The organism is Peribacillus sp. JNUCC 23 (assembly GCF_053653995.1).
In genome coordinates, this window is record NZ_CM132202.1 from 1183802 (window position 1) to 1198573 (window position 14772).

Here is a 14772-nt window from a genome sequence, read left to right on the forward strand (position 1 = left end):
ATCAAGTATAATTAATTTTACCAAACATATGTGAGTAAAGATGATCTATACGATTGCTGTATTTTTATTTGCGGGATTAGCAGAAATTGGTGGAGGTTATCTTATTTAGTTATGGCTTCGTGAGGGAAAGCCCTTTTATTTGGGGATGTTAGGAGGACTCGCCTTAGCTTTATATGGAGTTGTTGCTACGTTTCAAACATTTCCATCTTTCGGTCGTGTTTATGCTGCGTATGGAGGTGTCTTTATTATACTTTCGGTATTATGGGGATGGGGAGTAGATAAAAAAACGCCAGACTTGTACGACTGGGTAGGTGGTGCCATTTGTTTAATTGGTGTATCTGTTGTGTTATGGGCACCAAGGCAATAAACAAATCGATAGTAATGAAATAATACTGTTATTATATTATCCACAATAAAATAAGCGTGCAATCTTTTAACAAGAGAATAAGTCGAATATATTTGAGAAACAATACCTTTGTCTCCTTTGTCGCGACAAAGTTAGCTTTCTTCGTTATTGAATGCTTGAGACTCGTCCTTTACCATTAATGATGAATATAATGAAGGGAAGAGAGAAAATGGCTCAACTAAATATAAAAGTAGCTGTACAAAAGTTTGGTAATTTCCTTAGTTCGATGGTCATGCCGAATATTTCAGCTTTCATAGCGTGGGGGTTAATTACCGCACTATTTATACCTACTGGTTTCTTTCCAAGTGAAAGTTTAGGCCAAATGGTCGATCCAATGGTTAAATACATGCTGCCACTATTAATAGGTTACACAGGCGGTAAGATTATACATGATCAACGCGGTGGTGTTGTTGGTGCTATTGCGACAATGGGTGTCATCGTAGGATCAGACATTCCGATGTTTCTTGGTGCCATGATCATGGGACCGGTCGGCGGATATGCAATAAAGAAATTTGATCAGTTTATTGAGGGGAAAGTGAAAGCTGGCTTTGAAATGCTTGTTAACAATTTCTCAGCAGGAATCATTGGCGGAGGTCTCGCTATTCTATCCTTATTAGGGGTTGGTCCTGCTGTAAACTTGTTTACGGGTTGGCTTGTGAATGGTGTAGATTGGCTGGTGGCAGCTGGACTACTGCCGTTGACAAGTATCTTAATCGAACCTGCAAAAATATTATTTTTAAATAATGCTATCAATCATGGCATCCTTTCACCAATTGGTTTAGAGCAGATTAAACAGACAGGACAATCGGTCTTGTTACTACTTGAAGCAAACCCAGGACCTGGTTTTGGCGTCTTGCTTGCTTATAGTATTTTTGGACAAGGGACAGCCAAGAAATCAGCACCGGGAGCTGCCATTATTCAATTCTTTGGCGGAATCCACGAAATTTACTTCCCATATATATTAATGCGTCCGATGTTATTTTTTGCCGTTATCTTGGGTGGAATGAGTGGCGTATTTACATTAGTACTTTTAGGTGGAGGGTTATTCGCCCCAGCATCACCTGGTAGTATCCTGGCAATCGCTGCAGTTACTCCACATCACACAAGTGCGTTTATAGCAAACTTTGCAGGTGTGTTAGTAGCAGGAATTGTTTCATTTGTTATTTCTGCATTCGTCCTGAAAACAGGGAAGCAAACAGATGAAAGCATTGAAGATGCAGCTAAAAAAATGCAAGAAATGAAAGGGAAGAAAAGTTCTGTTGCAGATGTATTTGTTTCACAAGGTACGATGCCGGATAACGTGAATAAAATCATCTTTGCATGTGATGCCGGAATGGGTTCTAGCGCAATGGGTGCTTCTCTTCTTCGCAAGAAAGTGAAGGAAGCAGGAATGGATGTCGCTGTTACGAATACATCTATTAGTAATCTTCCTTCTGATGCCCAAATTGTCATCACACAGGAAGAACTGACACCGAGAGCACAGAAACAAGTGCCGAATGCGTATCATATTTCCGTGGATAATTTCTTATCAAGTCCAGAATATGATCGATTAATCAGTCAGTTAAAGTTTCCAGCCAATGCAGAGCTTCATGAGATCGTAGAAGATGCACAAGAAGCTGTTCCTGGTAACCCTGATAGTGAGAATGACAATGACGGCTTGCTTCGTCCGGAAAATGTGTTTCTAAATCAAGAATTCGCTAATAAAGAAGAGGCGATTCGCTTTGCTGGAAGAGCATTAGTGAATGCTGGATATGTGAACGAAAGCTATATTGAAGCCATGATTGCTCGTGATGAAATGACTTCAACCTATATGGGTAATGATGTTGCGATTCCACACGGTACTGAAGAAGCGAAAAAGGATGTTCTCAATTCTGGATTTACCGTTTTACAAGTTCCAAATGGAGTGGACTTTGACGGTCAAAAAGTACGTTTAATCTTCGGTATTGCTGGGAAAGACGGTACACATCTTGAGATATTATCTGGGATCGCCGTGACATGTTCTGATATGGATAATATTGAAAAGTTAGTCGAAGCGAAAACGGCGCAAGAAATAATAGCTATTTTAGGAAAAGAATAAATACTTGCATTTACGAATAGAAAAGTGAACCAAGCGCTTTTCTAATCTCCCTTTTGTAAGAGTGAATTCTTACAACAAATCTGTTTTCTAGCGCAAGGCGCAATCGGTTCTAGGAACATAAGACGATTAAACTGATAGGAAGAAGGATATTCCTTATACAGCTTGATAAGTCTTTATCCGGTCACTGAAACTTGCTCCTTGCGCTTTTCTAATGAAATGAGATGGTAGCATGTATATTACCTCAAGGGAAAAAGCAATTATTGAATTAATTATTAAAACATCTGGGAAACATACAGCTTTTTCTATTGCGAATTATCTAAATGTAAGTGTCAGAACCATTCATCGTGATTTAAAAACAATCGAAAAGATTCTCCTGCCATTTGAGCTTGATTTAGCCCGCAATGCGGATAAGGGGCTCAAGATTGAGGGGAAGAATGAAAAAATATTTCGATTGGTTCAGTACTTATTGGGAATTCACCCAATCGATGAAACACCAGAGGAAAAAAAACTGCAGCTACTTTTAGCACTATTGCAAGAAGAATCATACAAAATCCAGTCGTTAGCCACTAGTTTAGGTGTCAGTAGTACGACACTAACCACCTACTTGGATGAATTGACAGACTGGTTAACTCATTCAAATGTGCAAATCACTAGAAAAAGAGGAGTCGGGGTTGAGCTTCTCGGGACGGAAGCAAATAAACGAAAAGCCTTGGCAAACTATTTCTTACTGTATTTTAATGAAGAACTGATAGAGAGCTTATTTTTATTAGAAAATGGAAAATACTCAAAAGAAATGGTCTTGTATTATTTTCTTCCAGAGTATTTTCTTGCTATTGATCGATTAGTTATTATGACTTTAAATCGTTTACAGCCACGTCTTGCGGATGGCGATTATATTGGATTGATTGTACATATGTGTATTTCCATGCAAAGGACAGAATCCGATTTTCTCTTAGAGGAAATTGTAGATTATTCGCTTGAATTAACTGAGGAATATAATCTAATCGTGAAAATATGTAAGGAGATTGAAGAAACTTACTCGGTCGTGTTTACTAAAGCCGATCTGATTTATTTGGCGGTTATTCTTAAAGGATCTAAGCTACAAGCAGCTGATACCGTTCCCTATGATAGCGTTGTATTAAGCCGAAAGGTAAAAAGCTTCATCCGAAATGTGTCCTCAAAGCTACATGTTGATTTAACAATGGACTTTTCCTTGTATCAGGGGCTTCTTGCTCACATGGAACCTGCGTTGTTCCGCCTTAAACAACAAATGGGATTATTTAACCCACTTAAAGAGGAAATCAAACAAAAGTATCCGGTTCTATTTATGGCTGTACAGAACAGTGTAGAAAAGGAATTTGAAGAAGTTGAATATTTTCCCGATGACGAAATAGCCTTTATTACCCTTCATTTTGGCTCAGCACTCGTTATGAGGGAAGAAGGAATATCAATAAAAGCACTAATTGTGTGCCCAACCGGTATAGGTACCTCAAAGATGCTAGCAAGTCGAATAAAAAAAGAAATTTCAGAGATTGATGCTGTAGAAATCAGTTCGATTAAAGATCTTCAGAAGCATGGAAATTTAAAAAACTTTGATGTTATTATTTCTACCGTCCGCCTTCCTTTTATTCACGTTGAAAATATCTTGGTTTCGCCACTTTTAACTGAGGAAAACATTTTGACGATTAGGAGATTTTTACGGAATAACATCGAGAACTTAACAAAAAATAAGCATTATAAAAAAACAGCAAAAACGGAATCCTCCTCTTCTCGCGTAGCAAAGGATGGGATTAGGGAAATCTTACAAGAGCTGAAGGATGTACAAGAAAGCATCCAGGCTGTTCTAGATCATTTTCGGGTGTATCGGAAACCTCATTTAAAAGGCCACGAACAAGTTATTAAAGAAATGGTTTGGATGGCGCAAGAAGATAAGCTTTTAACTCATGCAAATGAAGTGTTTGAACTGTTAATGGATAGGGAAAGAAAAGGCGGGCTTGGCATTCCAAACACAGGAATGGGTCTTTTTCACTGCAGAAGTGAGAACGTTCAAGAGCTTATTTTCCAAATCTCCCATTTAGAAGAGTCTTGTCTGATAAAAGGTATGGATGGTAGAGACATGTATATGAAGAATTTGCTGTTAATGTTGGCGCCTGAGGAACTGAGTGTAAGTAAGCAGGAAATCGTCAGTTTGATAAGTACAAGTTTAATTGAGAATAATGAATCGATTATGACTTTTTCCTCATCGAATGAGGGCATGATTCGTGCAAAATTAGAGGCCGTTTTTCTAGATTATCTTCATACTAATTTAATAAGGGAATGATATGAATGAAACAAGCAGTACATTTTGGAGCAGGAAACATTGGAAGAGGATTTATTGGAGCACTTTTTTCACAGTCTGGTTATCAGGTGACATTTATCGATCTTGCGGATCAAATCATTAATCAGTTAAACGAGAAGAAGAAGTATCAAGTTAAATTGGCTACAGATCAGAAAGAAGCTGTAACGATAGAAAATGTATCAGGACTAAATAATATGAGGCAGGAAAATGAAGTCATTGAAGCGATTAAAGGTGCAACTTACCTGACGACTGCAATTGGACCGAATATCCTACCACGTATTGCTCCATTGATCGCAAAGGGCTTGGCTGCTCGCGTAAAGGAAAATGATGAAAAAATCTACGTGATCGCTTGTGAGAATCAAATCTCGGCAACAGACCTTTTAAAAGGCTATATATTAGAAAATCTAGATGAAGAGACCCAAGCAAATTTAGCTGGTAAAGTCTATTTCTTTAATTCAGCCGTTGATCGCATTGTTCCTATTCAAAACAATCAAGATTCTCTCGATGTACTGGTTGAGCCTTATTATGAATGGGTTGTAGAAACAAGTGAAAGCATTCCGCCAATCGAAGGGATGACAATTGTTTCAGAACTTGCACCATTTATTGAAAGAAAGCTTTTTACAGTGAATACAGGACATGCTGTTATTGCATACCTTGGGTATCTTGAGAATAAGTCGACGATTGACCAAACGTTAGCTGATGAAAAGATTATCAAGCAAGTTCAAGCAACACTTGGTGAAACGGGTGCTTATTTAATTAAGCAATATGGCTTAAATCCAGAGGAGCATCAACAATATATTAATAAGATTATTAATCGCTTTAAAAATGCTTACTTAAATGATGATGTGACTAGAGTGGGCCGCTCGCCTCTTCGTAAGCTTGGAGCAAATGACCGTCTAGTACGCCCAGCTACTGAAGCAAAAAAAGCTGGACTATCTTACACGAATCTTACCAAGGCAATCGCATCAGCCTTACTCTTTGATAACAAGGAAGATGAAGAAGCAGTAAAAATGCAAGCCATGATAAAAGAACATGGTGTAGCGTATGTTCTGAAAGAAGTAAGTGGATTAGATGAAAATAGTGAAATTACGCTAGAAGTAATCAAGCATTATGATGTATTAAAAAAATAAAGTGAAACTGCAATCAGTGGGGGGGCATCTCCACTGATTTTTTTACTTTATTACCGCAAGCAATTATGTTGCACTAAGCAAAAATTTTCGGAATACATTATGTAGTAAAAAGGAGAGAACAAGATATGTCTTATTCACAGCGGACTCAAAAGAAAATTGTAGGGTATTCAGCGATCTTTAAACAACTCGGAATCATCACTGAACAAGAATATCAAGAAATTAAGCAAGCGTATGTTATTAAGAAAGCTGATTAAAGATTATCAAACATAATCCGCTAAACAAGCCAGTATTCAGCTGTAATTAGTGGATTTTGTATGAAGGACATGGGGGCGGGTCTCCGCGACTTATTAATATAGCCAATCTACTTAGTGGGTATACGGATTTTACCTTAGAAAGCATCCAAAATTCGGGCTCCGCACCGCCACCATTGTGATTAGGTGGTGTAGCGTGCTACAGGATTAATCCTTCGTGGTAAATGTTGGCGTTTTGACACCATACAGGTTTTGTATGCAAATAATCGTCTGTACGCGAAAAAAATCCAGCAATAGCTGCTGGATTCAGATAAGGAGGAAAAGGTATGTTGCTTATTCTTTATAGTATAGGATAATGATGAACAAATTATGAATAAAATGAGAAATTCTTATGAAATGAAGAGATAAATGAAACACGCCGATATATTTCTAATTCGGCTGATATATTGTCGGAATCGATTGATATATGTAAAAGAGCCACACTTATGGAGGAAATGCTGGACGCATGGTCGTGATCGAATCTTTTTAATGGATATAACACGAACCTTTTCTCGTTATTTGGAATTGACGGAAAGGCTTGTATACTATACTCTAAATAGAGAAAAAGTGGTTGTATCGTCGAGGAGTAGATTGGTTAATACTTGTTTTCGGTTGCCGGCTACTTGTCGAAATGAAGCGGATGCCTATTGCCTTAGTTTGGCATCCTTTTTAGTATGCAATCGTTAGAAGATGGAGGGTATTACAAATGGAATCCATTATTATGGATATGATTGAGGCCTTTAAAGGATTGGGCTATTTTGGAATCATGCTTGCTTTGACCTTTGAATTTATACCGGCAGAGCTCGTGTTGCCACTTGCAGGTTTTTGGGTGTACGAAGGGGATATGAATCTTTATTTGGCCATTTTCGCTGGTTCGATTGGTGGTGTGTTAGGACCTCTAACACTGTATGCTTTAGGACGCTATGGCGGAAGGCCGATTGTTTTGAAATTTGGAAAATACTTTCTTGTGAAAGAAGTTCATATTGATAAAGCAGACCATTTTTTTGAAAAATATGGTGGAAGCGTGGCATTTTTCGGACGGTTTATACCTGGTGTACGAACAGCTATTTCAATCCCATGTGGAATGACGAAGATGAATATTTGGAAATTCATCGTGTACACCTATGTAGCTATGCTACCTGTCACAAGTGTTTATGTGTATTTAGGCTATAAACTTGGACCTCAGTGGGAAAAGGCCGGTGCGATCTTTGGACAATACGCAAACCTTCTCCTTATTCCCATTGCGATTATCATTATTTGGATGATTGTGAAGGCCAGAAAATCGAAGACAAGAACAAATTAAAAGTTAGAATATGCTAGCTTGTGGAGAGAAGGAAATGTATCTCTGCAAGCTTTTTTCTTTTTTAGAATAGATTAGAATTGAAGCTGTCCTTCAATTAGCGGTAATTAATACCGTGAAGCAGTAAAAGATTAACGAGAAATAGATACAATAAGGAAAGACGCTCATATAAGCGCCTTCCTTCATTATTTAAGCTTATTAGCAACAACCATATCCTCCACCGTATCCTCCTTGGAAACCTCCGACAAATCCACTGCACCCGATAATAATCAAAAGAATGAATAACACAATGATTAAAGCAAAACCATTATTGAATCCACCACATTCGCGTTCACCCACACAAGACATAGTAGTTCCTCCTCTATTTTGAAAAGCTTTCTAGTGGCTTAGTAAAAGCAAATGATCTAAGCTAATTCATCATATGTCCATCACCCAGAAATGTTTGCCTGTTTATTAAAATGGGCGCTAGATGATGGTGATAAAGGCTGTGAGGTGCTTATTAGATTTCCGAAACTTTCACTTTTTAGTAAATAATCTGTTTTTGAATCAAACAACCTAAACGATTTCAACATAATGCTGACACATATGTCCTATATACTGTTTCTTATAATGAAGCGTCCATCAGAGCGAAGTCTTGTGATGGATTTTGCTATTGTTTTGAGGCTTATGCCCTACGACTAGCACTTCGGTGATAAATTCATTATACTTTTATTCAAGGAAGTGAAGAAGGCAATGAAAAAGATTTTAATTGTAGAAGATGAAATCGCCATTTCAATGGTGTTAAAAGCATATATGCAGCGAGCGGGATATGAAATCATTCAAATCTACGATGGCTCGCTTGCATTAACAGCATATAGAGAGCATGAACCTGATCTTGTCCTCCTCGATGTCATGCTTCCTGGAATGGATGGGTGGACAATTTTGGATAAAATCCGTGAAAGTAGCTCTTGTCCGGTTATCATGTTGACAGCACTTGGAGATGTGGATTATCGTTTGTCTGGATTTAAATCTGGTGCAGATGATTATATATCAAAGCCATTTGTAGCAGATGAAGTTGTAGCAAGGGTCCAAGCAGTCCTTAGAAGATCACCAGCTTTTGCTGATGAGGAAAATGAAAACACCAAACAATTGGGAAGCTTGAAGGTTGATTTTAACTCCTATCAGGTTCATTTGAATGAACAAGAGATACCATTCACACCACGTGATCTTTCATTATTCATGTTCTTGGTTAAACATCCTAACCAGATTTTCACAAGGGAGCAATTACTCGATCAGGTTTGGGGAATCGATTACGATGGAAGTGATCGAGCGGTGGACCTTGCTATTAAACGAATAAGGAAATCACTGGGGAAATGGCCTGATACAGAAGGAGAAATAAAAACATTACGTGGAATGGGGTATCAGCTGCTTGTCTATGAAAATTAAGAAAAGAACGACACTTATACGCTATTGGACAACCAGATACTTAATTACACTGACAACGGGTTTGCTCATATTATCAGCTGTTTCGTTTTGGTGGATGGAAAAGACTGCTTTAGAATACAGACTTAATCTGTTGAAATATTTAGCGGAAGAAACAGCTGACCGTGCAATAAAAGGAAATGGACAAATCGTTGTTGGACCTGTTCTAGCGAAAGCGATTGAAGAACGGGAAAAAATGATTAATCTAAATAAAACCCCGATCATTTACATTGTAGAGCCTGATGGGGAAATTATTTCTACCATCCCTCAAATCTATATTGACAGCAGTGCAAGTAAGCTACCAGCTGCTATTATGAACCATAAGCAAACGGTTCAGAAAGTGAAATTTGAACAGGCAAACGAAGTGTATATCGTGAAGTCTCCAATCATAGATCATGATGAAATAAAAGGTTGGGTGATTATTGCCCAGGAAGAAGCATCTTTAAATGAAATCAACACGGATCATGGGATGCTTGCTGTAATGATGTGTGGTCTGTTGATTCTTGGTTGGGGTGTTATCTATGCCCTTTCTCGGAAAATCTCGATACCGATTCAACATGTAGCGAATGCTGCGGCGCAAATTCGTGAAGGGAATTATGATATTCAACTAAAAGAAGAAGAGACACGGGAAGAGGAGATTTATGAATTGGTCGAATCATTCAAAGAAATGACAAATCGGTTAATTCAAATGGAGAGATTACGAGCTGAATTACTTGCTGGCGTTACACACGATTTGAAAACTCCAGTTACATCCATTAGCGGCTTAATTCAAGCAGTAAAAGATGATGTCGTAACTGGGGAAGAAAGCAAGGAGTTTTTGGATATTTCGCTTAAAGAGACCCACCGACTGCAAAGAATGATTGAGGATTTACTCGATTATAATTCGCTGTCAGCTGGCTCATTTACCATGCTCATGGCGAATGCAGATATAAATGAATTTCTTCGAGAAATGGCGTATCGCTGGAAAATGACGCAAGAGGAGCAAGACTTTGATCTACATGTCAAAGTGCCTGATCAATCTGTTATTGGCTATGTCGACTCCTTCAGACTCCAACAAATTATCATCAATCTGTTGAATAATGCAAAACAAGCATTAGTGGAAAATGGGGAAATTGAAGTTTCCTTGTATGAAGAGGAAAATGAAATTCGGATTGATGTAAAAGATAACGGACGAGGCATACCAATACATGAGATAAATTATGTCTTTGAACCTTTTTACAGAGGCGAGAAGAAGAAGCTTAAAGTAAGGGGATTAGGTTTAGGCCTTCCGTTCAGTAAAATGCTCTCCAAAGCACAAAAAGGAGATATTACACTGAAAGAAAGCAGTGAAAACGGTACAACCTTTACGATTCATCTTAGAAAAGCGGAGACTTAAAACCTAAAAGGGGCATCCCTAAAGCCACTTTTACGGATCAGATTTTTTAATAGTATGACGAGTTATTAAAAAGATATCTAAACAGTTGAAAATGTTTTAAACCATCAAAAGAGGCTGTCTATTGAGACAGCCTCTTTTGATAAATGAGTATTAATTGATTAAACTAATCGCTCTCCACAATTGGATATGGCGAACTTGACGTGGCAGGAAGCGTCCCATTTCTTCTTCATTATAGCCGGCATGTAAATTCTTTTCATCAAAGATAATAGGGCGGCGAAGCAAATCAGGATTTTTTTGAATGATCTTGCATAGCTCATTTAATGGTGTTGTATTAATATCAATATTTAAATTTTTGAATTTTTTTGAGCGTGTTGAGATGATTTCATCTGTGCCACCTTCAGTTTTACGAAGGATTTCCTTAATTTCTTCAACGCTTAATGGTTGTGCATATAAATTACGTTCTGTGTAGGCAATATCATGTTTGTTTAACCAGGATTTTGCTTTTCGGCATGCTAAGCTGCTTGGAGTAGTATAAATAGTAACCAATTCAATCGACTCCTTCTAGAAATTTTAATAGTTTAAGTATTCAATGTATAGTTATTGTTTGTTTAATGATGAAGTAACGGGTAAATTACGAAACTCTCATCTGAAATAGTACGTTACCTTTTTCACTAAGTTCTGCGGTGAGAACATTGATTGCTTTTCTTGATACTCTTACTTTACCGTTTGTTTGTGTCAGCTACATGTCAGACTTCTATATTTTTTAGAAAAATTAATTTCGCTACTATTATACTGGTTTTAAAGGCGACAATACTCCCATTAATGGAAGTTCCACTTTCTTGTTGTCGAATGTGATGATGTTTATCCCGGTTTAACAGGCTGTAATACCCCCACCTCAATTTTTGAGGGAGAATCAAGAAATAAATAGGGGGGGATAAACAGCCTAATCTAGCTGCGGCTCCTAGCCCCTCGACAAGCATAAGATGTAATACTCGGTGGCAAACTACGCCACGCCGTGTTACATCTTATGCTTGTCGAGGCTGAGCAGTAGCCTCGATTATTGAAGTAAATCCCCGATTGGTGAGATACAGTGAGACTACCGCTATGCTCTTCAGCGGTTTAGTTGAGGCCCACAGGATGTGGGTCACTCAGACGTTGATTTAGTCTGAGTTCGTTGAATCGGGTTCGTACGTCGCTTTATCGAAGATTTAGCGACAGTAGAACGGGACTAACCATCAGTGGGGGATGAAAAACCCCCCACTGATGGAAGTTTCACGTTATGTTTGTTTTCTATAGAAAATTATTCTTTCATCCTCATTTATGATATAATCGACGAACACTATTGAATGAATGAAATGAGGAACGATTTTGTTAACTTTTGAAGAGAAATTAAAGATTATTGAAGCATTTCCAGAATTAACGAGAAAAGATGTTTCACTTGGAAGAGTGAATTTTCATTATGAAGAAAGTTTGCATGAGAAAAAAATTGTTGTGCAGCACCTACATCCGAATGGAAATGGATTTGTGTTTGCCAGACATTTGCCTAAGAAAGAAAGAGGACCTAAAGGATTCGTGAATATTAGGGATTTTTCTGAGGCTGAGTTGAAGAAAATCATTGCATCAAGCCTTGCTTATTTAGCAGAACCGTTTGAAGAAGTGGAAGAAGCTGAAGATGAATTTTCGGACCTTGAGGGGATCTGGATTGGTCGTGACAAACAGGAGCTGACTTTAGTTCATGAGGACTTGTTATGGAATATTTATTCAGGCATTAATATTGAAGAATGCTTCGAATCCCCAGTTGAGGCAGAGCGTTATTTAATGGAAGAACGCTTCAGAAAAAAGAAGTAAAAGCCTTTTGATTGTAGAAAAATAGGAGGAATTGTCGATTGTTATTTGGGCAATTTCCTTGTTTTTTTTCTAAAATACATGGTATACTATAATCAATTATTTTTGTTCGGAATAAGATTCATAGAAGGAAGTACCTTTATGGTTTCCTCTTGAAGACATTATCCTAGATCAAGAATAGTAATAAAGGGATTTTTTCCAAACAGGAGGCACTATACATGGTACAAGGTAAAGTAAAATGGTTTAACGCAGAAAAAGGTTTCGGTTTCATCGAAGTTGAAGGTCAAGACGACGTATTCGTACACTTCTCAGCTATCCAAGGTGAAGGTTTCAAAACTCTTGAAGAAGGTCAAGAAGTTTCTTTCGAAATCGAACAAGGCGCTCGCGGACCACAAGCTGCTAACGTTCAAAAATAATTTATGATTCTATAAGAAAAAGGCTCCATTTTGGGGGCCTTTTTCGTGTTTTAAAAACCTATTTTAAAAGAGTGGTAGTTCATCCAGGTTATTTTCCTTAATCCCGTCCGGCTCACTTCGTAAAATATCTCGTCCATATTTATGGAAAACATCTACGTGAGCAAGTTTTCCATCTTTTGCTTCGGATATAGCGGTAGGGTAATCTAGCTCTCTGCCAGCATTTGTTTTAACGGCAATGATATTGCCATCATCGTTTTTCCGGACGGCTTCAATATATTCCTTGCCATCATCAATCTCTGGATTTATCCGACTATCTGTAGCTTCTTGTTCTCTATATTGATTGTATGCATCTTCAAAACGATCCATTTTGTATGCCACCTCCTATATATAGAATAAGCAAATACAATAAATGTATACATAGGAATATAGCAAATTCGTATTTGTTCATTGAATAGTTAACTAAAGATTTAGCGACAGGAGCAAGGGGCTATCATTAGTTGAAAAAAATCCACCGTCTATTCATAGGACGGCGGATTTTTCAAACTTATTTTGTTGAGCCCTTAATTTCGCTTTGAAAACTTCTGTGAACTTTTGAATTCGCGAAAGGTCTGAATCTTGATACATCTGCTCAATCTTTAATGTAACGGCTAATTGTGTGTTGGCAAATAGCATGTCGCGGAACTGGTTAACAGCTCCGCAAAAATGATTGTAGTTTGTTTCACCTGTACCAAATACGCCGGTAACTAATGGCGTTACTTGAGCAACTTCTAATTCTTCATATAATGGAACGATTTTTGCGGGTAAATCTCCATCGCCCCATGTATAAGTACCTACCAATAAACCTTCATATTGGGAAATCGTGCTGAGATCAAAATCTTTGATTCTAAATAGCTCTGCTTCCGGCAAAAAAGAAAAAATGGCTTCTGCTAAGGCTTTTGTATTACCCCCGGCAGAATGGTACACGATGGCCGTTTTCATAGCTCATCGAATCCATTGCTTGCATTGACCTGACTATACGTTCTAGATTTTTGTTCAAAGAAGTCTGTTTTGGTCAGTCTGATTGATTCATCATCAAAGGTCTTAATCCAAGGCATTGGATTTTCTGGATATTCCTTATAGAGATTATCCAATCCAAATATGCGTAATCGTTTATTAGCAATGTATTCAATGTATTCGTAAAACTCTTCTAAATCAAGGTCTGCTTTTCCTTGAATGTCTTCAAGCATATACTCTGACCATTCTTTTTCTAAATCCACAGCTTTTTCTAATGTTTCATAAATGAATTTCGTGTTGCTTTCATTGTTCAATTCTGGATATTCATACATTAAAATTTGTACAAGCATTCCGACAAAGTCAAAGTGGACCATCTCGTCACGGTGAATATAGGAAATCATCGTTGCAGAACCAGTCATTAGGTTTTGACGGCCTAAATTGTAATAGAAGGCAAAAGCAAGATAGAAATAAATACCCTCGAGATTGGTCGAATGTATTAAAGCTTCGAATAAATGTTGTGGACTCGGATCATCAACAAATTTTTGATAAGCATCTACAATGGGTTTATTTCGTTTTACAACTTGTGGATGCTGTTTAATACGATCAAACAATTGCTTTTGCTTATTTAAAGGAATCAAAGAAGCAAGGATGTAAGAGTAGGACTCGTTATGAATTGATTCTTGTTGTGCCATATTTGCAAGGATAGCCTTTGCAGCAGGGTCTTTAACGTATCGAAGAATCTCCACTAGTGTTGGTGTTTGCAAGCTGTCCATGCCAGCGATCATCGTAAGAATGTCTAGAAAAGCGTCTTGGATGTCTTCGTCCAAATCTCCCCACTGCTTTTTATCTTGAATCATGTTTACACTTGAAGGCTTCCAAAAGTTATTGATTAGCTGTGTATAGACATCATAAAATTTTTCATATTGAATATCATTCCAGAGGAGAAAACCGGATCCCTCACCTTTGAATACCCCTGTTGCCTTTGTAGGATATGTTGGTTCTAACAAGCGGATTTTTTTTATGTGAGTTGTCATATAATCGCTCCTTTGTTTATAGGGAATATAAGTTCGTATCAAGATCGTATTAAAAGCTGAATAAAAAGGGAGCCTTTTTATTCAGCAAATGTGTACGATTATATTTT

Annotated in this window: 14 protein-coding genes and 1 pseudogene; 10 read left to right on the plus strand and 5 right to left on the minus strand. The window is 37.7% G+C overall.

The genetic code is table 11. The features are described 5' to 3' along the window. Nucleotides 1-40 precede the first annotated feature (40 nt). The 6 genes and pseudogenes from JNUCC23_RS05700 to JNUCC23_RS05725 all read left to right on the plus strand — a co-directional run bounded on the left by JNUCC23_RS05700 (nt 41) and on the right by JNUCC23_RS05725 (nt 7544). A pseudogene (locus JNUCC23_RS05700) lies at nt 41-367 on the plus strand (YnfA family protein). 208 nt (nt 368-575) lie between these two features. Beyond that, nucleotides 576-2483, plus strand: a complete 1908-nt coding sequence (locus tag JNUCC23_RS05705; protein ID WP_062182581.1) for a PTS mannitol transporter subunit IICBA — start codon at nt 576-578, stop codon at nt 2481-2483. A gap of 229 nt (nt 2484-2712) precedes the next feature. Further along, a complete protein-coding gene (locus JNUCC23_RS05710; protein ID WP_454214746.1) occupies nt 2713-4803 on the plus strand; it encodes a BglG family transcription antiterminator in 2091 nt (696 codons plus the stop codon). Between the two features lie 5 nt (nt 4804-4808). Then, entirely contained in the window at nt 4809-5951 is a 1143-nt protein-coding gene (locus JNUCC23_RS05715) for a mannitol-1-phosphate 5-dehydrogenase (protein WP_403072346.1), read from the plus strand. Nucleotides 5952-6076: 125 nt separating this feature from the next. Beyond that, a complete protein-coding gene (locus JNUCC23_RS05720) occupies nt 6077-6205 on the plus strand; it encodes a hypothetical protein (protein WP_403072349.1) in 129 nt (42 codons plus the stop codon). Between the two features lie 742 nt (nt 6206-6947). Further along, a complete protein-coding gene (locus JNUCC23_RS05725) occupies nt 6948-7544 on the plus strand; it encodes a DedA family protein (RefSeq protein ID WP_062182574.1) in 597 nt (198 codons plus the stop codon). A gap of 195 nt (nt 7545-7739) precedes the next feature. Here the strand turns inward: JNUCC23_RS05725 and JNUCC23_RS05730 are convergent, their stop codons facing one another. After that, the gene (locus JNUCC23_RS05730; RefSeq protein ID WP_403072352.1) at nt 7740-7889 is read right to left on the minus strand and encodes a YjcZ family sporulation protein; all 150 of its coding nucleotides are present in this window, start codon (nt 7887-7889) and stop codon (nt 7740-7742) included. 384 nt (nt 7890-8273) lie between these two features. Between JNUCC23_RS05730 and JNUCC23_RS05735 the strand changes: the two genes are divergently transcribed. Together JNUCC23_RS05735 and JNUCC23_RS05740 are read left to right on the plus strand one after the other, a co-directional pair. Continuing rightward, complete coding sequence (locus JNUCC23_RS05735; protein ID WP_403072355.1) at nt 8274-8966, plus strand: response regulator transcription factor; 693 nt, start codon at nt 8274-8276, stop codon at nt 8964-8966. Continuing rightward, nucleotides 8956-10377: a HAMP domain-containing sensor histidine kinase gene (locus JNUCC23_RS05740; protein WP_403072358.1), complete on the plus strand. Its 1422-nt coding sequence runs from the start codon at nt 8956-8958 to the stop codon at nt 10375-10377. Before JNUCC23_RS05735 ends, JNUCC23_RS05740 begins: the two co-directional genes overlap by 11 nt. A 150-nt stretch (nt 10378-10527) precedes the next feature. Here the strand turns inward: JNUCC23_RS05740 and spx are convergent, their stop codons facing one another. Further along, complete coding sequence (gene spx / locus JNUCC23_RS05745; RefSeq protein ID WP_062182566.1) at nt 10528-10923, minus strand: transcriptional regulator Spx; 396 nt, start codon at nt 10921-10923, stop codon at nt 10528-10530. An 822-nt stretch (nt 10924-11745) separates the two neighbouring features. Here spx and JNUCC23_RS05750 point away from each other — a divergent pair. Continuing rightward, complete coding sequence (locus JNUCC23_RS05750; RefSeq protein ID WP_454214750.1) at nt 11746-12225, plus strand: hypothetical protein; 480 nt, start codon at nt 11746-11748, stop codon at nt 12223-12225. A gap of 215 nt (nt 12226-12440) precedes the next feature. Further along, nucleotides 12441-12638 carry a cold-shock protein gene (locus tag JNUCC23_RS05755; RefSeq protein ID WP_028393295.1) on the plus strand — a complete coding sequence of 66 codons (198 nt, stop codon included), beginning with the start codon at nt 12441-12443 and terminating at the stop codon, nt 12636-12638. A gap of 63 nt (nt 12639-12701) precedes the next feature. Here JNUCC23_RS05755 and JNUCC23_RS05760 read toward each other — a convergent pair whose 3' ends face one another. The 3 genes from JNUCC23_RS05760 to JNUCC23_RS05770 form a co-directional block, all read right to left on the minus strand. Continuing rightward, nucleotides 12702-13004, minus strand: coding sequence for a DUF3892 domain-containing protein (locus tag JNUCC23_RS05760; RefSeq protein WP_403072366.1), 303 nt, complete (start codon nt 13002-13004; stop codon nt 12702-12704). A 153-nt stretch (nt 13005-13157) separates the two neighbouring features. Then, the gene (locus JNUCC23_RS05765) at nt 13158-13616 is read right to left on the minus strand and encodes a flavodoxin domain-containing protein (RefSeq protein WP_403072369.1); all 459 of its coding nucleotides are present in this window, start codon (nt 13614-13616) and stop codon (nt 13158-13160) included. Continuing rightward, on the minus strand, nt 13613-14665 hold the full coding sequence (locus JNUCC23_RS05770) for a ribonucleotide-diphosphate reductase subunit beta (RefSeq protein WP_062182554.1): 1053 nt from the start codon (nt 14663-14665) through the stop codon (nt 13613-13615). The genes JNUCC23_RS05765 and JNUCC23_RS05770 overlap by 4 nt, the downstream gene beginning before the upstream one ends. Nucleotides 14666-14772: the final 107 nt, after the last annotated feature.